The organism is Curtobacterium sp. MCJR17_055, from assembly GCF_003224335.1.
Lineage (GTDB): Bacteria > Actinomycetota > Actinomycetes > Actinomycetales > Microbacteriaceae > Curtobacterium.
In genome coordinates this window covers 326,772-345,401 of the sequence record NZ_QKLF01000001.1, presented here as the reverse complement: position 1 = coordinate 345,401, position 18,630 = coordinate 326,772, and the positions used below count along the sequence as shown (strand labels likewise).

General features: G+C 70.1%; 15 protein-coding genes. 10 read left to right on the top strand and 5 right to left on the bottom strand.

The window, feature by feature from the left end; genetic code table 11:
* Positions 1-66: 66 nt before the first annotated feature.
* Positions 67-1,749 carry an ABC transporter family substrate-binding protein gene (locus DEJ16_RS01595; RefSeq protein WP_110823671.1) on the bottom strand — a complete coding sequence of 561 codons (1,683 nt, stop codon included), beginning with the start codon at positions 1,747-1,749 and terminating at the stop codon, positions 67-69.
* A gap of 144 nt (positions 1,750-1,893) precedes the next feature.
* Here DEJ16_RS01595 and DEJ16_RS01590 point away from each other — a divergent pair, with 144 nt between their 5' ends.
* The 3 genes from DEJ16_RS01590 to DEJ16_RS01580 are packed head-to-tail and all read left to right on the top strand — an operon-like array spanning position 1,894 to position 6,096.
* Positions 1,894-2,877: an ABC transporter permease gene (locus DEJ16_RS01590; protein ID WP_110823988.1), complete on the top strand. Its 984-nt coding sequence runs from the start codon at positions 1,894-1,896 to the stop codon at positions 2,875-2,877.
* A 1-nt stretch (position 2,878) separates the two neighbouring features.
* The gene (locus DEJ16_RS01585) at positions 2,879-3,889 is read left to right on the top strand and encodes an ABC transporter permease (protein ID WP_110823672.1); all 1,011 of its coding nucleotides are present in this window, start codon (positions 2,879-2,881) and stop codon (positions 3,887-3,889) included.
* A 26-nt stretch (positions 3,890-3,915) separates the two neighbouring features.
* Positions 3,916-6,096: an ABC transporter ATP-binding protein gene (locus DEJ16_RS01580; RefSeq protein WP_110823989.1), complete on the top strand. Its 2,181-nt coding sequence runs from the start codon at positions 3,916-3,918 to the stop codon at positions 6,094-6,096.
* A 75-nt stretch (positions 6,097-6,171) separates the two neighbouring features.
* Here DEJ16_RS01580 and DEJ16_RS01575 read toward each other — a convergent pair whose 3' ends face one another.
* The 4 genes from DEJ16_RS01575 to DEJ16_RS01560 form a co-directional block, all read right to left on the bottom strand.
* A complete protein-coding gene (locus tag DEJ16_RS01575) occupies positions 6,172-6,801 on the bottom strand; it encodes a hypothetical protein (protein ID WP_146232776.1) in 630 nt (209 codons plus the stop codon).
* Positions 6,802-6,842: 41 nt separating this feature from the next.
* Positions 6,843-7,511: a hypothetical protein gene (locus tag DEJ16_RS01570; protein WP_146232775.1), complete on the bottom strand. Its 669-nt coding sequence runs from the start codon at positions 7,509-7,511 to the stop codon at positions 6,843-6,845.
* Between the two features lie 5 nt (positions 7,512-7,516).
* Entirely contained in the window at positions 7,517-9,340 is a 1,824-nt protein-coding gene (locus tag DEJ16_RS01565) for an alpha/beta fold hydrolase (protein ID WP_181419406.1), read from the bottom strand.
* A gap of 174 nt (positions 9,341-9,514) precedes the next feature.
* Entirely contained in the window at positions 9,515-10,267 is a 753-nt protein-coding gene (locus DEJ16_RS01560) for a CPBP family intramembrane glutamic endopeptidase (RefSeq protein ID WP_110823676.1), read from the bottom strand.
* A 172-nt stretch (positions 10,268-10,439) separates the two neighbouring features.
* Between DEJ16_RS01560 and typA the strand changes: the two genes are divergently transcribed.
* The 7 genes from typA (at position 10,440) to DEJ16_RS01525 (ending at position 18,543) form a co-directional block, all read left to right on the top strand.
* On the top strand, positions 10,440-12,362 hold the full coding sequence (gene typA / locus DEJ16_RS01555; RefSeq protein ID WP_110823677.1) for a translational GTPase TypA: 1,923 nt from the start codon (positions 10,440-10,442) through the stop codon (positions 12,360-12,362).
* A 133-nt stretch (positions 12,363-12,495) separates the two neighbouring features.
* Positions 12,496-13,689, top strand: a complete 1,194-nt coding sequence (locus DEJ16_RS01550; protein WP_110823678.1) for an amidohydrolase — start codon at positions 12,496-12,498, stop codon at positions 13,687-13,689.
* Positions 13,690-13,757: 68 nt separating this feature from the next.
* Positions 13,758-14,303 carry a hypothetical protein gene (locus DEJ16_RS01545; RefSeq protein ID WP_110823679.1) on the top strand — a complete coding sequence of 182 codons (546 nt, stop codon included), beginning with the start codon at positions 13,758-13,760 and terminating at the stop codon, positions 14,301-14,303.
* A 59-nt stretch (positions 14,304-14,362) separates the two neighbouring features.
* Positions 14,363-15,589, top strand: a complete 1,227-nt coding sequence (locus DEJ16_RS01540) for a PIG-L family deacetylase (RefSeq protein ID WP_110823680.1) — start codon at positions 14,363-14,365, stop codon at positions 15,587-15,589.
* 38 nt (positions 15,590-15,627) lie between these two features.
* Positions 15,628-15,942 (top strand): ferredoxin, encoded by a 315-nt coding sequence (gene fdxA / locus DEJ16_RS01535; RefSeq protein WP_110823681.1) that lies wholly within the window; start codon positions 15,628-15,630, stop codon positions 15,940-15,942.
* Between the two features lie 5 nt (positions 15,943-15,947).
* Positions 15,948-17,066 (top strand): succinyldiaminopimelate transaminase, encoded by a 1,119-nt coding sequence (gene dapC / locus DEJ16_RS01530; protein ID WP_110823682.1) that lies wholly within the window; start codon positions 15,948-15,950, stop codon positions 17,064-17,066.
* 178 nt (positions 17,067-17,244) lie between these two features.
* Complete coding sequence (locus tag DEJ16_RS01525; RefSeq protein ID WP_110823683.1) at positions 17,245-18,543, top strand: citrate synthase; 1,299 nt, start codon at positions 17,245-17,247, stop codon at positions 18,541-18,543.
* Positions 18,544-18,630: the final 87 nt, after the last annotated feature.

Below are 18,630 nucleotides of genomic sequence, written 5' to 3'. Positions count from 1 at the left end.
CGACGAAGGGGCCGGACGCAGTGCGTCCGGCCCCTCCCTCGATCAGCGGGCACCGCCCGTGGACGGTCAGTCGGTGAAGCCGACCTTCGTCCAGTCGATGTTCTGCGCCCCCGCGAACGCGCCGTAGTTGGCGAGCTTCGGGTTCTGCGCGACGAGCGCCGGCTTCGCGGTGATCGGCATGGAGTGTCCGATCGCCCAGACTTCCTCGTCGATCTTGTTCCAGATGGCGTTCGCCTTGTCCGTGTCCGGCTCGGACAGGGCCTGCTTCGTCAGGTCGTCGATCTCCTTCGAGCTGACCCGGCCGTAGTTCTGGCCGACGTCACCGGAGGTGTAGATCGTCGCGCTGCTCGAGTGGAAGCCGGTGCCACCCCAGACGAAGATCGTCATGTCGTAGTTGCCCGGCGTGACGTACTGCTCGAAGAAGTCGTCCGTGGCGACCGACTTCAGCTTCAGCTCGACGCCGACTTCCTTCAGCTGCTGCTGCATGACCTGCGCCAGCTGCTGCGACGTGGGAGCGCCGGACGGGATCGTGATCGCGATGGAGAGCTTCTTCCCGCCCTTCGAGCGGTACGCGCCGTCGGTCTTCCACCCGTCGTCGTCGAGCAGCTGCTTCGCCTTCTCGACGTCGAACGTCGCGTTCGGCTTGGTGTTCGACGTGTAGCCCTTGTCCGTGGACAGGAACAGGTGGTTGTCGAGCGTGCCGAGCTTGTACGGGAGCGTGCCGCCGATGACCTGCGCGAGCGCGTCACGGTTCACGGCGTGCTGGATCGCCAGCCGGAGCTGCTTGTCCTTGAGCAGGCCGTTCGACGAGAAGTCGACGTGCGTGTACTGCGCGGACGTCGACGCGAGGATCCTCGTGTTCTTCGCCTTCTTCACACGGTCGAAGCGCTCGGAGGTCGTCGTGAGGACGGAGTCGATCTCCTTGTTGAGGTAGGCGTCGACGTCGGCGTTGCCGTCCAGCGACCGGAAGATCACCTGGTCGAGCTTCGGCTCGTCGCCCCACCAGTTGTCGTCCGGCTTCATCGTGACGGTGCCGGCGGTCTCGTCGAGGTCGGTGATCTCGTAGGGCCCGGAGGAAACCGGGACCTTGCCCTTGTAGCCGTTGTTGAACTGCTCGGGCGTGCTGGTCTGGCTGGCGGGGTAGAGCGGGCTGAAGAGCGACTTCCAGTCCGAGAACGGGGTCGAGAACGTCACGACGACGTCCCGGTCGGTCGCGCCCTTCGTGACGGACTCGATGTCCTCGTAGCCGGTCGAGCCGGCGATGAGGTACGCCTCGTCCTCGCCGTTCGTGGTCTTCCACTCGTTCTCGAAGTCACGCCACGTGATCGGCGTGCCGTCGTTCCACTCCGCCTGGTCGTTGATCGTGTACTCGATGGTCAGCGGGTCGTCGCTTGTGACCTCGGCCTTCGTCACGTAGTCCTGGTTGAGTGCCGGGGCGCCCTTCGCGTCGATCGTGTAGATGAACGGCATCGTCGCCTGTTCGATCGTCGACGCGTCGACGAGCGGGCCGTCGACCTGGTTGTAGTTCCACTGCGAGACCCATTGCGAGATCGGCAGACGGAGCGTGCCGCCGTCCTGCAGGTCGGAGACCGGTGTGGCGTTGATCTGGGCCGAGGTCGGCAGTGACTTCTTGCCCGAGTCGTTCCCACCGGTCCCGCCGGAGTCGCCGGAGCCGCCCGAGCAGCCGGTGACGGCGAGGGCGATGCCGGCGAGGGCCGCCGTCACCGCGAGGACTTTCCTGTGCTTCATGTGGTTCCCCTCTGGAAGTTGTCGTCGAGCCTAGGGCCCTCCGAAGGGGGTAGAGCGCGTTTTCTGCTGTCGACGTCCTTTCGTTACGTGGCGGGACGTCGGACGACATGTACCGGAAACAAACCAGGCCCTATGGTGGCCTCCATGATCCGCTTCCTGGGGCGGCGACTCGTGTACTACGTCGTGCTCGTGTTCCTCGCGACCTCGCTGACCTACTTCCTCGCGTCAGCGACGTTCAGTCCCCGTTCCGTGTACGCGCAGCGCAATCCGGCTCCGTCAGCACAGGTCATCGACGCGAAGCTCGACGACATCGGCGTCAACGACAAGACGCCCATCGTGATCCGGTACACGCACTGGCTCGGTGACGTCGCGCACGGTGACCTCGGGCAGACGATCCAGGACCGCCCCGTCAACGAACAGTTCTTCCCGCGGCTCGGGGTCAGCCTCCGGCTCCTGCTCGTCGGGTCGGTCGCGGGCATCGTGCTCGGCGTGCTCGTCGGCGTGTGGAACGCGATCCGGCAGTACCGGATCTCCGACCGGGTGAGTGCGGCGATCTCGATCGTCCTGTTCTCCACACCGGTGTTCCTGACGGCCGTGTTCCTGAAGATCGGAGCGACGAAGCTCAACCAGGACGCCGGCAGCCAGCTCATCAACTTCACGGGGGAGGCGACGCCGGGGCTCGACGGGACACCGTGGACGCTGCTCCTGGACCGCGGCGCGCACCTGCTGCTGCCGACGATCTCGATCGCCGTCGGTCTCATCGCGATCTACAGCCGGTACCAGCGGGCGACGATGCTCGACGTGCTCGGCTCGGACTTCCTCCGGACCGCGCGGGCGAAGGGACTCACGCGCGGCCGAGCGACGTTCAAGCACGGCCTCCGCACGGCGCTCATCCCGATGACGACGCTGTTCGCCTACGGGTTCCTCGGCATCCTGACCGGTGCGACCCTGACCGAGAAGATCTTCGCCTGGAACGGGCTGGGGTCGTGGTTCATCGACGCGGTCAACAACAACGACGTCAACGTGGTCACGGCGTACACGCTGTTCGCGGCGGTCGTGGTGCTCGTCGCCGGCTTCCTCGCCGACCTCGCGACCGCTGCGCTCGACCCGCGCGTCAGGAGGGCATGACATGACCGACACCCGGATCGAACCCGTCGACCCGTCGCTCGTCGCGCGCAGCGACGTGCCGGCCCGTCCGACCGCGCAGGGCAACCGGATCCTCCAGACGGTGCGCCGGCTCTTCATGAACCGCGGCGCCGGGATCGGCGTCGTCGTCGTCCTGCTGCTGTTCGCCTTCGCGTTCATCGGGCCGCTCGTCAGCCCGTGGCAGTACTCCGAGATCGACTACACCTCGTTCACCCGGCCCCCGAGCGGTGCGCACTGGTTCGGGACGAACGGCATCGGGCAGGACGTCTTCGCCCAGACCGCGCGCGGCATGCAGAAGAGCCTGCTCATCGGGCTGCTCGTCGCGGTGTTCTCGACCGCCATCGCCGCGATCACCGGGGCAGCGGCGGGCTACTTCGGCGGCTGGGTCGACCGCATCGTGATGTTCTTCGTCGACATGCTGCTCGTCCTGCCGTCGTTCCTCATCATCGCGATCATCAGCCCGCGCATCCAGAACGCCGGGTGGATCGTCCTCGTGGTCCTCATCACCGTCTTCGGCTGGATGATCACGGCACGGGTCGTGCGGGCCATGACCCTGTCGGTGAAGGAGCGCGAGTTCGTGCGGGCCGCCCGGTACATGGGCATCGGGCCGTTCCGGATCATCTTCCGGCACATCCTGCCGAACGTGGCGTCCTTCCTCATCATCGACGGCACGATCCAGGTCGCGACCGCGGTGCTCGGCGAGACGACGCTGAGCTACTTCGGGTTCGGCGTGCAGGCACCGGACGTCTCGCTCGGGACGCTGATCGCCCAGAACCAGGACAACGCCCTGACGAGCCCGTGGCTCTTCTACTTCGCCGCCGGGGCCCTCGTGGTGTTCGCGATCGCCGCGAACCTCATCGGGGACGGGCTCCGCGACGCGCTGGACCCGACCTCGACGACCGGGAAGCGCCAGAAGCAGAACCGTCGTCGTGACCAGAACCAGGCGGCCGTCGACGTGGCCGCGCTGAACACACAGGCCGGATCGGGCGCATGAGCGTCGCGGACGACCGGGGAAGCAGCATGAGCACCATCACGAACGGCTCGACCACGGGCGCGACCACCACGGAGCCGATCCTGCGGGTCCGGGACCTGCACGTCCGGTTCCCGACCCCGCGGGGGACCGTGCACGCGGTCCGCGGCGTGGACCTCGAACTCCGTCGCGGAGAGGTACTCGGCATCGTCGGCGAGTCCGGGTCCGGCAAGTCGGTGACGAGCATGGCGGTCCTCGGGCTGCTGCCCGACACCACGGAGGTCAGCGGGTCGGTCGAGCTCGACGGCGAGGAACTGCTCGGCCGGTCGGACAAGCAGATGAGCCGGCTCCGCGGGCACAAGGTGGCGATGGTCTTCCAGGACCCGCTGTCCGCGTTCACGCCGGTGTACACGATCGGTGACCAGATCGCGGAGACGGTGCGGCTGCACCGCGGCGCCTCGAAGGCGGAGGCGCGAGCACGGGCGATCGAACTCCTCGAACTCGTCGGCATCCCCGAACCGGGTCGCCGCGTGGACGCCTTCCCGCACGAGTTCTCCGGCGGCATGCGCCAGCGCGCGATGATCGCGATGGCCATGGCGAACGACCCGGACGTGATCCTCGCCGACGAGCCGACCACGGCGCTCGACGTGACGATCCAGGCCCAGATCATCGAGGTGCTCCGGACCGCCCAGCGCGAGACCGGGGCCGCGCTGGTGTTCGTCAGCCACGACCTGGGCGTCATCGCCGGGATCGCGGACCGCATCGCGGTGATGTACGCCGGCCGGATCGTCGAGACGGCCACGGCCGAGGAGCTCTTCGCCCGACCGCGGATGCCGTACACGATCGGGCTCATCGGCGCGCTGCCGCGGCTCGACGCCTCCGACCGGTCTCCGCTCGTGCCGATCCCGGGCGCACCGCCGTCGCTCATCGGGCTGCCGGACGCCTGCCCCTTCGCGGACCGGTGCCCCCTGGTCAGTGCGGTCTGCCGGTCGACCGAGCCGGTGCTCGCCCCGCCCGTCGACGTCGTACCCGGTGCCGACACGGCCGCTGCCGGCACCGCCCGCACCGTGCCGGTCGGGCACACCGCCGCCTGCCACCGCACCGCCGAGGTCGCCGCCGCACACGCGGACGCCGGCCGCATCTTCTCGCTCCCCGTGATCCCGGACCACAGCGCCCGGATCGAGGCCACACGGACCGACCGCGAACCCGTCGTGCACGTCGAAGGGCTGACGAAGACCTTCCCGCTCGTCAAGGGCTCCGTCTTCCGCCGCAAGGTCGGAGACGTCTACGCCGTCGACGGGGTCGACCTGGACATCCGCCGCGGGGAGACCCTCGGCCTCGTCGGGGAGTCCGGCTCCGGCAAGTCGACGACCCTCCACCAGCTCATGGACCTCGAACGGCCCGAGGCCGGCACGGTCGAGCTGTTCGGGGAGTCACTCGCCGACGCCACCGCGCGCGGGGCCGCCGGCACCCGGGCGCTCCGGCAACGCATCTCGATGGTGTTCCAGGACCCGTCCGCCAGCCTCGACCCGCGCATGTCGGTGTACGACGTCGTCGCCGAACCGCTCCGGGCGGTCGGTGCCCCGTCCTCGCGCATCGCCGACCGCGTGCCGGAGCTGCTCGAGCTCGTCGGTCTGCGAGCGGCCGAGGCCGACCGGTACCCGCACGAGTTCTCCGGTGGTCAGCGGCAGCGCATCTCGATCGCCCGTGCCCTCGCCGTGGAGCCGGACCTGGTGGTGCTCGACGAGCCGGTCTCCGCGCTCGACGTCTCCATCCAGGCGGGCGTGCTCAACCTGCTCGCCGAGCTCAAGGCGCGGCTCGGACTGTCGTACCTGTTCGTGTCGCACGACCTGTCCGTCATCCGGCACGTGGCCGACCGCGTCAGCGTGATGTACCTCGGTCGCACCGTCGAGGAGGGCGCCGTCGACGAGGTCTTCGAGCGCCCGATGCACCCCTACACGGCCGCTCTCATGTCGGCCGTGCCGGTGCCGGACCCGGTCGTCGAGCGGGCACGGAGGACGATCCTGCTGCCGGGCGACCCGCCCAGCCCGACCGAGCGGCCGACCGGGTGCCGGTTCCGGTCGCGCTGCCCGCTCTACGCGCTCCTCCCCGAGGACGAGCGGCGCCGGTGCGAGCAGGAGGAGCCGGAGAAGGCGCCGCGTCGCGGCGAGGACGTCGACCACCGGGCTGCGTGCCACTACCCGGAGAAGGTGCCCTCGATCGCGGCGTAGTCGGCTGCCGGGCGGGAGGCGGTGCACACCGACCGCGCGCCGCCTCCCGTTCGTCAGCCGGGCGCGCCCGCCTGCTCAGGTCTTCGGGTGGTTGACGACCGGGTCGTCCCACGTCGGCGGCGTCGGGTACTCACCCGGTCGGGACTCGGTCGGCCAGTCCAGCGTCGCTCGGCCGTAGACGGCTGCGGACAGCGCGTCGGAGTCGTTGGTCCAGAACGGTTCGCTGTAGACATCGAGGGAGTACCGGCCGTCGACGTCGAGGGAGTACTGGATCTGCCACCCGTCCCCGGTCCACGCCCGGACCTCGTGACTGCCGGAGCGCGCTCGCACCTCGAAGGTCCATCTCTTCGCCCTGAAGTGCTCGAGCATCGGATCGAGGTCACGCTTCGCCCCCGATGCGCCGGGCGGTGCCCACGAACGTGGCGCGCGGAGGTAGTAGCTGTTGACGACCGTCGAGCCGGGAAGTGGCGCGACACCGTTGGAGCCGTCCAGTGGGAGGTCGTCGCCCCTGTCCCACTCCCAGTCCCCGCGGTGCACCTGGTTCTGCGCTTCTTCGAGGAGCTGTTGCATGTGTCGGTAGCGGTCCCGGTACCGATCGAACTCCTCGTGCAGCGTGAGTTCCGCGACGTCGTCCTGCGTCAGTCCGGCTGCGTCCTTCGTCTGCTGCGCTGCTCCCGCCGCGCAACCGGCTAGGAGCACGGTCATGACGAGGGCGACGAGCGTGAGCGGCCGTCGTCGTGGCTGCATCAGATTCGGGGGCGGTTGATGATCGGCGCATCCCACTCGGGCGGCTCCGGGTACTCACCGGGAGAAGAGCGATCCGGCCATCGCAGTGATGCTCGGCCGAACACTGCCCTGGCGAGTGCGTCGGCGTTGTTGGTCCAGAAGAGGTCACTCGACACGGTGAGGGAGTAGCGGCCGCTCGGTTGGATGAAGTACTCGACGTGCCAGCCGTCACGGACGCTGCCGTCGAGGTAGTAGGAGTCGGCGACCCGCTCGATGTGCATGTTCGCGCCGCGGTGCTCGAAGTAGTCGATCATCGGATCGAGGTCTCCTCTGGAACCCGTGGCTCCCTCCGGGGTCCAGGCTCTGCTCGACTCAAGGAAGTAGCTGTTGTCGACGTCCGCGCCGGGAAGGGGAGTGCGGCCGTCGCCACCGATCTGCGGGTTGTCGTCGCCACCGTTCCAGTCCCACTCTCCCTCGTGGACCGCGCGCTGTGCCGCAGCCAGTACTCGTTGCATCTCCTCGTAGTGCTCCCGGTACCGGTTGAATTCCTGGCGCAAACTGAGTTCCGAGACGTCGGCACGTGTCAGACCGGCTGCGTCCTTCGGCATGGATTTCCCTCCTGCTGCGCAGCTGACCGTCACCCCGAGGATCAGGGCAGCGACGACGATCGCGAGCAGTTTCGTGGTCATGATCTTCATCCTGGCTTCCCGTTCGCGATGATCTCGGCGATCTGCCGTGCAGCCGTTGACCCGGACGAGAGGTACCCGACTCCGTGCTCTGGGTACATGTCGTGGCCCGTGACTGCCTTCGTACCGGGGGCGGCTTCGGATGAGAAGACCTCGACCTCGGGGAGATCCCGAGGATCCGTTCGCGTTGACCGACCGAGGGCCGCAACGTGGTCGTTCTCACCCTCGGTAGCGAACACACGGTCGACGTTGAGCTGGTCCGGCTTCGTCGCGTCGGTGAACCCGACCGAGCCGTACGTGACGAATGAGTCGATCCGGTGACGTGTCTGGGCTAGTGCTTCCGCAGCTGTCGTCGATCCGTAGGAATGCCCGAGGACGGCGATGGAGCGCGGTGGGCTTCCCGCGCGACTGTCGACGGCGCCGTCGAGGAACGAAGCCAGGTTCGCCCCACCGGTGGTTGCTCGCCCTTGGCCGGGTACCTCGGGGAAGGACGGCGCGCGGTAGCCGAACCAGGAGACGACAGCGAACGACGATCTCTGGTCCTGACGTGCTGCCGTCGAGAGGAGCCCGTGTGCAGCACGTACCTTCTCCGGAGCACTCCCGACCGTCGTCGTCGCGCCCGGTACGTTCACCGTCACGTTCGACGCCGTGTCGAGGTCCCCGAGCGAGATCGCCGCGACGAGCGCGCCGTTCGAAGTCCCGAACCCGACCAGCTGACCGACCTGCGCCGATGGCGGGGCGAGCCTGGCCGCAGACTGGTCAGCGCGCTCGAGCCCGTCCCGCAGCGCCAGGACCTGCCGCGTGAACTCCTCGAGGCCGACCGCGCCGTACGTGTACGGCAGCCCGAGCATCCGGTACACCCGCCCCGGGTTCGCGACCGCTGCACGGAGCACCGCGCGCGAGGCGATGTCCCGCGCCACGGCCGGGAGCCCGTCGATCCCGGCGAGCTGCAGCTTCGTCCTCAGCGGCAGCGCCTCGACGTCCTGGTCGGACAAGCCGAGCGCATGCCAGGCCGCCGCGACCTCGACGGTGGTCGACGACGGGTCGAGGACACGCTGGAGCTCCCGGGGCAGTCGAGACGCCCCGGCCGCGTCGAGCACGCCGTCGGACAGCGACCCTCCTCCCGCCGCGGCGAAGGCGTCCGCGATCCGGTCCAGCCAGGCAGCGTCCGCGGCGTTCTCGGCGAGGTGGTCCTCGAACCCCGGCACGAGGGACGCATCGTCCACGGGCACCCAGGCGCACGTCCGGGTGAAGGTCACCCAGGCGTTCCGCACACGGGTGAGTTCCTGGGCGGTGGCCGCGTCCTGCGCGCGGGCGCGCGCAGCGACCCGGCGTAGGCGGTCCGGGTCCGCGCCGCTGCGTCCGCCGGAGCCACCGCTGCTCGTCCGGACACGAGTGCGCGCGTGGAACCGTGCCGTGAGTGGCGTCGGGCGGACCGGCGTCTCCGACGGCTTCGGGTCGACCACCGCGTCGCTCCAGTCCAGCGCGGGTCGCAACGGGGCCCCGACGCCGACGAGCACCTGGTCGCGCTGCCGTTCACGCTCGTGCCACGCTGCCAGGTCGTGCTGTCGACGCTGTTCGTCGTGTGCCTGGCGCCGGACGACGTGGAGCTGCCCGGCGAGGTCGTCGAGCGCCCGGACCAGGCGGACCCTGTCCTCCGACTCGACCGTGTGCGCCTGCTCGTAGAGTCGTGCGTAGGCGCCGTGGAAGTCGTGCAGGGCGTCCTCGGCGTCAGCACGTCGAGCGGCGCCACCCGCTCGGAGTGCCAGCGCGACCTCGGTCGCGCACGAGAGCAGCCGCACGGCCGCGGCGTCGTCGAACTCGATCCCCATCGTCCCCCACATCGCTCTTGCTGACGTGTAGAACGTAGCATTTCACTGGCGAGGCGACTGCCGCGCTGTGGAGAACCGAGCGCACTCCGGACCGGGAGCCGAGCGCCGGACCGGAACCGGGCCTCCCGGCCGGACGGGCCGGTGGACGTGCCGCCGCCGCTTCGCCAGCGCGCGCTAGGAGAACAGTCCGGGGAACGCCCGCGCGACGAACGGGTAGCCGACGAAGACCGTCGCGTCGAGGAGCACGTGCGTGATGACGAGGGGGAGCAGCCGCCCCCACTTCGTGTAGATCCACCCGAAGACGACGCCCATCACCGCGTTGCCGATGAACGCACCGAAGCCCTGGTACAGGTGGTAGCTGCCGCGCAGGACGGCCGTGGACAGGGTGACCTGCCAGCGTCCCCACCCGAGGTCGTCGCGGAGTCGGGCATACAGGTAACCGACGACGATGACCTCCTCCTGCAGCCCGGACCGGACGGCGGAGAGCAGCAGTACCGGGATCGTCCACCAGTACGAGTCGAGCGCCGCCGGGTCCACGGCGACGGTGATGCCGAGCGCCCGTCCGGTGAAGTAGAGCGCCAGCCCGGGGATGCCGATGCCCAGGGCGATGAGCGCCGCGCCGCCGAGGTCGGGCCGGACGCGGAACCGGTCGATGCCGAGCCGGCCCAGGTGGGGGCGGGACGACTCCCAGAGCAGCATGCACACCAGCGCGACGGGTGCGAGGTCGACGGCGATGCCCAGCAGTTGCCGCGCCAGGTCGACGTACTGGACCGTCGTCGTGGAGCTGTTCAGCGCGGTGGACTGCTCGCCGAGCGGTGTCGTCTGCGACAGGTCGTCGATGATCTGCAGGACCGAGTACAGCGCGCTCGCGCCGAGCGAGAGCATCAGCACCACGGCGATCTCGGTCCACGTTCGCCGTCGGCTCATCGGCTGTACTCCTCCTGGTTGCAGAACTACCGGTAGACTGGCGAGTCGGGCATGGTCCCGAACCCCGTCGGGCACCGTCCCGCACTCCTCGGGCTGGTCCCGAACCCCTTCGGGCCGGTCCCGAAACCGGGCGCTCGCCCGATCTTCTTCCGAACACAAAAGGATGTCCTGTATGGCGCTCGCCACTCGGTCCGACCTGCGCAACGTCGCCATCGTGGCACACGTCGACCACGGCAAGACCACCCTCGTCGACGCGATGCTCACGCAGACCAACTCGTTCGACGCCCACTTCGAGGGCGAAGACCGCATGATGGACTCGAACGACCTCGAGCGCGAGAAGGGCATCACCATCCTCGCGAAGAACACCTCGGTGCTCTACAACGGGAAGCACGCCGAGGAGTTCAACCCGGGCGGCCGCATCACGATCAACGTGATCGACACCCCCGGCCACGCCGACTTCGGTGGTGAGGTCGAGCGCGGCCTCTCCATGGTCGACGGTGTCGTCCTGCTGGTCGACGCGTCCGAGGGCCCGCTGCCCCAGACCCGCTTCGTGCTCCGCAAGGCGCTCGCCGCCAAGCTGCCGGTGATCCTGCTCGTCAACAAGACGGACCGCCCGGACTCCCGGATCGACGAGGTCGTCTCGGAGAGCCAGGACCTGCTCCTCGGGCTCGCCTCCGACCTGGCGGACGAGGTCGACGACCTCGACCTCGACGCGATCCTCGACGTCCCGGTCGTGTACGCCTCCGGTCGCGCCGGTGCCGCGAGCCGCAACAAGCCCGAGGACGGCACGCTGCCGGACAACGACGACCTCGAGCCGCTCTTCGAGGCGATCCTCCAGCACGTCCCGGCCCCGACGTACGACGACGAGCACCCCCTGCAGGCGCACGTCACGAACCTCGACGCGTCGCCGTTCCTCGGCCGCCTCGCGCTCCTGCGCATCTTCCACGGCACGATGAAGAAGGGCCAGACGGTCGCGTGGGTCAAGCACGACGGCTCCGTCGTCAACGCACGCATCACCGAGCTCCTCATCACCAAGGCGCTGAACCGCTTCCCGGCCGAGTCCGCCGGCCCCGGTGACATCGTCGCCGTCGCCGGCTTCGACACGATCACCATCGGTGAGACGCTGAGCGACCCCGAGGACGTCCGCCCGCTGCCGACCATCACGGTCGACGACCCGGCGATCTCGATGACGATCGGCACGAACACGTCGCCGCTGGTCGGCAAGGTGAAGGGCCACAAGCTCACCGCGCGTCTCGTGAAGGACCGTCTCGACCGTGAGCTGGTCGGCAACGTCTCGCTCAAGGTCGTCGACATCGGACGCCCGGACGCGTGGGAGGTCCAGGGCCGTGGCGAGCTCGCACTCGCCATCCTGGTCGAGCAGATGCGTCGTGAGGGTTTCGAGCTCACCGTCGGCAAGCCGCAGGTCGTCACCAAGCGTGACGAGAACGGCAAGCTGCAGGAGCCGTTCGAGCACATGACGATCGACACGCCGGAGGAGCACCTCGGCGCCATCACCCAGCTCATGGCCGCCCGCAAGGGCCGCATGGAGAACATGGTGAACCACGGCACCGGCTGGATCCGCATGGAGTTCATCGTGCCGTCGCGCGGCCTCATCGGCTTCCGCACGTCGTTCCTCACGGAGACCCGCGGCACCGGCATCGCCAACGCGATCTTCCACGGCTACGACGACTGGGCCGGCCCGATCCAGACCCGCATCAACGGCTCGATCGTCTCCGACCGCTCCGGTGTGGTCACCCCGTTCGCCATCACGAACCTCCAGGAGCGGATGACGTTCTTCGTCAACCCGACGGAGGAGGTCTACGAGGGCATGGTCATCGGCGAGAACTCGCGCGCCGACGACATGGACGTGAACATCACCAAGGAGAAGAAGCTCACCAACATGCGGTCGGCCAACGCCGACACGTTCGAGTCGATGACGCCGTCCCGGCAGCTCTCGCTCGAGGAGTGCCTGGAGTTCGCCCGCGAGGACGAGTGCGTCGAGGTCACCCCGGACGCGGTCCGCATCCGCAAGGTCGAGCTCGACGCGCAGGCCCGCCAGCGCAGCTACGCCCGCCTGAAGCGCCAGGACGCGTAAGCAGCCGAGCACCATCCAGGAGGCCCGTCCTCCTCCCGACGGCCCGGTCACCGCTCCAGGTGGCCGGGCCGTCGGCGTCCGTACCGTCGGCGCCCGTGCCGTCGGGACCGGGACCGGGGGATACGGTGGTCCGGTGACTCTCGACCTGCTCTCGATCTACCAGGACCTGCACGCCCACCCGGAGCTCGGGTTCCAGGAGCACCGCACCGCCGGCGTCATCGCCGACCGGCTGGCGGAGATCGGCGGCATCACGGTCACCACCGGGGTCGGCGGCACCGGGGTCGTCGGGGTGCTCGGGAACGGGGACGGCCCGGTGCTCTGGCTGCGCGCCGACATCGACGGGCTGCCCGTGCAGGAGCGCACCGGCCTGCCGTACGCCAGCACCCACCGCGGGGTGGACGAGGACGGCAACGAGGGGCCCACCATGCACGCCTGCGGCCACGACATCCACGTGACGTGGCTGCTCGGCGCCCTCGAACGGCTCGTCGCCGCGACCGCGGACTGGCACGGCACGGTCGTCGCCGTGTTCCAGCCTGCGGAGGAGGTCATCTCCGGCGCGCGGGCCATGATCGAGGACGGTCTCGTCGACCGCTTCCCCAAGCCGACCGTGGTGCTCGGGCAGCACTCCGCCCCGGCGCCGGTCGGTGTCGTCGCGGTCGGGTCCGGAGCGGTGATGGCGTCGAGCGACCGGTTCACCGTGACCTTCACGGGCCGCGGCGCGCACGGCTCGGCACCGCAGGCGTCCCTGGACCCGATCGTCACCGCCGCGTCCGCCGTCGTGCGGCTGCAGACGATCGTGTCGCGGGAGGTCGCCCCGAGCGACGCCGGGGTCGTCACCGTCGGGTCGTTCCACGCCGGCACGCGGCCGAACATCATCCCCGACACGGCCGTGATCGAGATCTCGACGCGCGCCCGCAACGAGGAGACGCGAGCGCGGATCGTGGCCTCGATCGAGCGCATCGTCCGTGCCGAGAGCGAGGCCGGGGGACTGGCCGCTCCGACGATCGCGCGTGCGCCGGGGGCCGACGTGCTCGTCAACGACCCCGAGCAGGCAGCGGTCGTCCTCGACGCCGTCCGTGCCGTCGTGCCGCACGCCGTCGACATGGAGTCCGGACTGGCGATGGCGTCCGAGGACGTCGGGCAGCTCGCCACCGCCGCGGGTGCCCCGATCGTCTACTGGTTCACCGGCATCACCGACCCGGAGCTGTTCCGCAGCGGCGCGGAGATCCCCAGCAACCACTCGCCGTTCTACGCACCGCAGGCCGAGACGGCGATCCCGGTCGGGGTCGACGCGCTCGTCGCGGCCGCGCGGGCGTACCTCTCCTGAGGCCGGTCCGGGGCGACTTCCCAGCGAACGCACCACGACTCCGCCGTCCGGCCGGTTACGGTACCGGCATGCGCCGCCCGATCCGCACCTCGCTCACCGCTGCCGTCGCCGCCGGCGTCGCCCTCGCCGGTCTGAGCGGCTGTTCGTCCGACGCCGTCCGCCAGGCGACCGACCTCGGTTCCTCGGTCGCGTCGACCGTCTCGGAAGGGGTCCAGGGCATCGACGGAGCCGCGATCGAGCGCGGCATGGCCGACGTGGCGGGCGGGATCGACGGAGCGCTCGACACGGCCCTGCGCGGGACGCACGTGACGAGCGACGGCCAGGTCCCCGACGGGTTCCCGTCCTCGTCCGTCCCGCTCGTCGACGGCACCGTGCTCGGCGGTGGGGCCGGCCCGGGAGGCTCGGGCTGGGTCGTGCAGGTCCGCACCGCGTCGGTGGGGGACTTCAGCACGGCGGCGCAGCAGCTCGCCGACGCCGGCTTCACCGAGTCGGCCGAGCGGGCCGACAGCTCGAGCGCGTTCGGGTTGTTCCGGAGCGACGACCACCGCGTCGTCCTGACGTTCTCCGCGGCCGACGGCGGCGCCACCGCCACCTACATCGTCACCTCGCGCTGACGCCCGGGGCGGTCCGCCGACGCGCGGCGCCCGGAGCCCTTCCCGTACGCTTGCAGGCGATGTCCACGGCACCGGCCACGCGCCCTGAACGCGTCCTCTTCGTCCACGCGCACCCCGACGACGAGACCCTGTCGTCCGGCGGGACCATCGCGACCCTGCTCGAGCTCGGCGCACACGTGACCGTGCTGACCGCCACCCGGGGGGAGCGCGGCGAGATGCTCACGGCCGAGCTCGCACCGCTCGCCGGCGACGGCCCACGCGTCGCCGCGCACCGCGAGACCGAGATCGCGGCGGCCCTCGCAGCCCTCGGCGGCCCGGCCCACCTGTGGCTCGGCGGCCCCGGTGCCCGGCCGACCGATCTCCCGACACGCCGCTACACCGACTCGGGCATGCAGTGGGGGCCGGACGGCCGCGCGACCGCGGCCGGCGACGCACCGGAGGACTCCCTGACGCGCGCCGACCTGGGCGAGGTGGTCGACGACGTCCGTGCGGCGATCCGGTCGACCGGTGCCGACGCCGTTGTCACCTACGACGACGACGGTGGGTACGGACACCCCGACCACGTCCGCGTCCACGCCGCCGCCCGGTACGCCGCGCGCGCCGAGGAGGTCGCGTTCTCGATGATCGTCGACGCGGACTCCGGCCGCGCCGACGTCACGGTCGACGTCCTCCCGGTCCGCGGCAAGGTCCGGGCAGCGCTCGAGCAGTACCGCAGCCAGCTCACCGTGGACGCCGCCGATCCGCGCGACCCCGGTGCGCTGTCGTACGTCCTGCCGCACGGCGCCCGGCAGGCCGTGCCCGCGCTGGAGGGCTTCCGGCACGACGTGCCCCCGGTCCCGACCGCGCCGCAGTCGTTCGCCGAGATGTCGGGCCCGGGCCGAGCCGCCGCACTCGTGGTCGCCGCGGCCGTCGGCCTGATCGTCGGCGGCCTCGGCACCGTCACCCACCAGCAGACCGTTCCCATCGGGTCGTGGAGCGCAGCACCGATCGGCATGGTCCTCACGATGCTGATCGTCATCGGCGTGGTCGTCGGCGTCCGCCTGCTGTACCGGTCGCGGCTGCTCGTCGCGGCCGTCGGGGTCGGGGTCATCCTCGCCACCCAGGTGCTCGTCGCCGTCGCCGGGACGAGTTCGCCCCTCGTCCTCGCGAACGCCGCCGGGTACGTCTGGACCTTCGGCCCCGCCGTCGTCGCGATGCTCGTGCTCGCCTGGCCCGACCTCTCCGGGCTGCGCGCAGACCCGGCACGGCAGGCCGACCGGTCCGAGGTCGCAGCACCGCACGGGTAGACTCGCAGTCGCTCAACCCCGGAAGGGAGCACCCGCTCGTGACCTACGTGATCGCTCAGCCCTGTGTCGACGTGAAGGACCGCGCGTGCATCGACGAATGCCCCGTGGACTGCATCTACGAGGGTGACCGGTCGCTCTACATCCACCCGGACGAATGCGTCGACTGCGGTGCGTGTGAGCCGGTCTGCCCGGTCGAGGCCATCTACTACGAGGACGACCTCCCCGAGGAGTGGGCCGACTACTACAAGGCCAACGTCGAGTTCTTCTCCGAGATCGGCTCGCCCGGCGGAGCGGCCAAGGTCGGCGTGATCCACAAGGACCACCCGGTCGTCATGGCACAGCCCCGGGCCTGACACCCGTGGCGCTCGACCTCCCCGACTTCCCCTGGGACCAGCTCGCCCCGTACAAGCAGCGGGCGACGGCGTACGAGGGCGGCATCGTCGACCTCAGTGTCGGGTCGCCGGTCGACCCCACGCCCGAGGTCGTCCGTCGCGCACTGGCCGACGCGACCGACGCCCACGCCTACCCGCAGGTCGCCGGCACGCCCGCGCTCCGCGAGGCGATCGCGGCCTGGTACGGCCGTCGCCAGGGCGTCCGGCTCACCGCCGACCACGTCCTGCCGACCATCGGGTCGAAGGAGTTCATCGCCGGGCTCGCGCTCTGGATGGGACTCGGACCGGGTGACACGGTCGTCTTCCCCGAGGCCGCCTACCCGACCTACGAGCTCGGCGCCGCACTCGTCCGCGCCGACGCCATGGCCGCCGACGACCCGGCATCGTGGCCGACCAGCACGAAGCTCGTCTGGCTGAACTCCCCGGGCAACCCGGACGGGCGGGTGCTCTCGATCGAGCAGCTCCGCGCCGCCGTCGCCCGCGCGCGGGAGCTCGGCGCCGTCATCGTCGGCGACGAGTGCTACGCCGAACTCGGCTGGGACGCCCCGTACGACACCGGACCCACCCCGACGATCCTCGACCCGCGCGTGGTCGGTGACTCGTTGGACGGCGTCCTCAGCGTGTACTCCCTCTCCAAGCAGTCGAACCTCGCCGGGTACCGCGCAGCCTTCGTCGCCGGGGATGCCGCACTGCTCGCCGACGTCCTCGCGATCCGCAAGCACACCGGCATGATGCCGCCGCTGCCCGTGCAGCAGGCGATGGTCGTCGCACTCGAGGACGAGACGCACGTGCAGCAACAGAAGGCCCGCTACCGCACCCGGCGGAACGTGCTCCGGACGGCATTCGAGCGGGCGGGGTTCCGCATCGACGCCAGCGGTGCCGGACTCTACCTCTGGGCCACGCGGGACGAGCCCGCCCTGGACACCGTCGCGTGGCTGGCCGACCGCGGCATCCTCGTCGCGCCCGGCACGTTCTACGGCGCCGCCGGTGCTCGTCACGTCCGCGTCGCCCTGACGGCGACGGACGACCGCATCGCCGCCGCTGCCCAGCGCCTCGCCAGCGCGGGTCGCATGGCGGGCGGCTGACGGGCCTCCCGGCCGGGATCGGCCCACGGGCGGAGCGTCCGCGCAACCGTGGTTGCACACCAACCGACCGTCCCCGGGCTGTACCCGATCGACAGTCGCCGCCGTTAGGCTGTCCAGCGTGACTGACACTGCCAACGACGCTCAGAAGACGGCCACACCGCCCACGACGCCCATCCCGGTGAGCCCCGGTGCCGAGCAGGCGACCGAGACGGCCACGCTGTCGTACCCGGGGGGTCAGGCGGAGTTCCCGATCCTGCAGAGCGTCGACGGCGCGTCCACGATCGACATCTCCTCGCTGAAGAAGCAGACCGGGCTGAACACCCTCGACTACGGCTTCGTCAACACCGGCTCGACGAAGAGCGCGATCACGTACATCGACGGCGACCAGGGGATCCTCCGTTACCGCGGGTACCCCATCGACCAGGTCGCGTCGAACTGCACGTTCCTCGAGGTCGCCTGGCTCCTCATCTACGGCGAGCTCCCGTCGCCGACCGAGCTCGAGGCGTTCGACAGCCGGATCCGCCGGCACACCCTGCTGCACGAGGACCTGCGCCGCCTCTTCGACGCGTTGCCGCACTCGGCCCACCCGATGTCCGTGCTCTCGAGCGCCGTCAGCGCGCTCTCGACGTACTACGAGGACGACATGGACGTCGACGACCCCGAGAAGGTCGAGCTGCAGACCGTCCGGCTCCTCGCGAAGCTGCCGGTCATCGCCGCGTACGCGCACAAGAAGGCGATCGGACAGGCCTTCCTGTACCCGGACAACTCGCTGTCGTTCGTCGACAACTTCCTCCGGCTCAACTTCGGCACCATGGCCGAGCCGTACCAGCCGGACCCGGTGCTCTCGAAGGCGCTCGACCGGCTGCTCATCCTGCACGAGGACCACGAGCAGAACGCCTCGACGGCGACGGTGCGCCTGGTCGGGTCGACGAAGGCGAACATGTTCGCGTCGATCTCCGCCGGCATCAACGCGCTCTACGGTCCGCTGCACGGCGGCGCGAACGAGGCCGTGCTCGAGATGCTCCAGCAGATCAAGGACTCGGGGGAGCCCGTCACCCGTTTCGTCGAGCGCGTGAAGAACAAGGAGCGCGGGGTGAAGCTCATGGGCTTCGGACACCGCGTGTACAAGAACTACGACCCCCGCGCGAAGCTCGTCAAGGAGTCCGCCGACGAGGTCCTCGAGGCGCTCGGCGTGCAGGACGACCTGCTCGACATCGCGAAGGAACTCGAGCAGATCGCGCTCGAGGACGAGTACTTCGTCAGCCGCAAGCTGTACCCGAACGTCGACTTCTACACCGGCATCATCTACAAGGCGATGGGGTTCCCGCCGCGGATGTTCACCGTCCTGTTCGCCATCGGTCGGCTTCCCGGGTGGATCGCCCAGTGGCGCGAGCTGAACAACGACCCGCTCAACAAGATCGGCCGCCCGCAGCAGCTGTACGTGGGGTACCCGGAGCGCGACTTGCCGCAGCGCTGACGCCCGCGTCATCGGACGGGAGGCGCGGTGCCGGCCGGCACCGCGCCTCCCGTCCGTCTGCGGCACCCGTGCCTGCAGGACCGCCGG

Excerpts from the sequence above, each read along its gene's own strand:
- DEJ16_RS01595 (WP_110823671.1), bottom strand. The coding sequence starts at position 1,749 with ATGAAGCACAGGAAAGTCCTCGCGGTGACGGCGGCCCTCGCCGGCATC.
- DEJ16_RS01590 (WP_110823988.1), top strand. The coding sequence starts at position 1,894 with ATGATCCGCTTCCTGGGGCGGCGACTCGTGTACTACGTCGTGCTCGTG.
- DEJ16_RS01585 (WP_110823672.1), top strand. The coding sequence starts at position 2,879 with ATGACCGACACCCGGATCGAACCCGTCGACCCGTCGCTCGTCGCGCGC.
- DEJ16_RS01580 (WP_110823989.1), top strand. The coding sequence starts at position 3,916 with ATGAGCACCATCACGAACGGCTCGACCACGGGCGCGACCACCACGGAG.
- DEJ16_RS01575 (WP_146232776.1), bottom strand. The coding sequence starts at position 6,801 with ATGACCGTGCTCCTAGCCGGTTGCGCGGCGGGAGCAGCGCAGCAGACG.
- DEJ16_RS01570 (WP_146232775.1), bottom strand. The coding sequence starts at position 7,511 with ATGACCACGAAACTGCTCGCGATCGTCGTCGCTGCCCTGATCCTCGGG.
- DEJ16_RS01565 (WP_181419406.1), bottom strand. The coding sequence starts at position 9,340 with ATGGGGATCGAGTTCGACGACGCCGCGGCCGTGCGGCTGCTCTCGTGC.
- DEJ16_RS01560 (WP_110823676.1), bottom strand. The coding sequence starts at position 10,267 with ATGAGCCGACGGCGAACGTGGACCGAGATCGCCGTGGTGCTGATGCTC.
- typA (WP_110823677.1), top strand. The coding sequence starts at position 10,440 with ATGGCGCTCGCCACTCGGTCCGACCTGCGCAACGTCGCCATCGTGGCA.
- DEJ16_RS01545 (WP_110823679.1), top strand. The coding sequence starts at position 13,758 with ATGCGCCGCCCGATCCGCACCTCGCTCACCGCTGCCGTCGCCGCCGGC.
- DEJ16_RS01540 (WP_110823680.1), top strand. The coding sequence starts at position 14,363 with ATGTCCACGGCACCGGCCACGCGCCCTGAACGCGTCCTCTTCGTCCAC.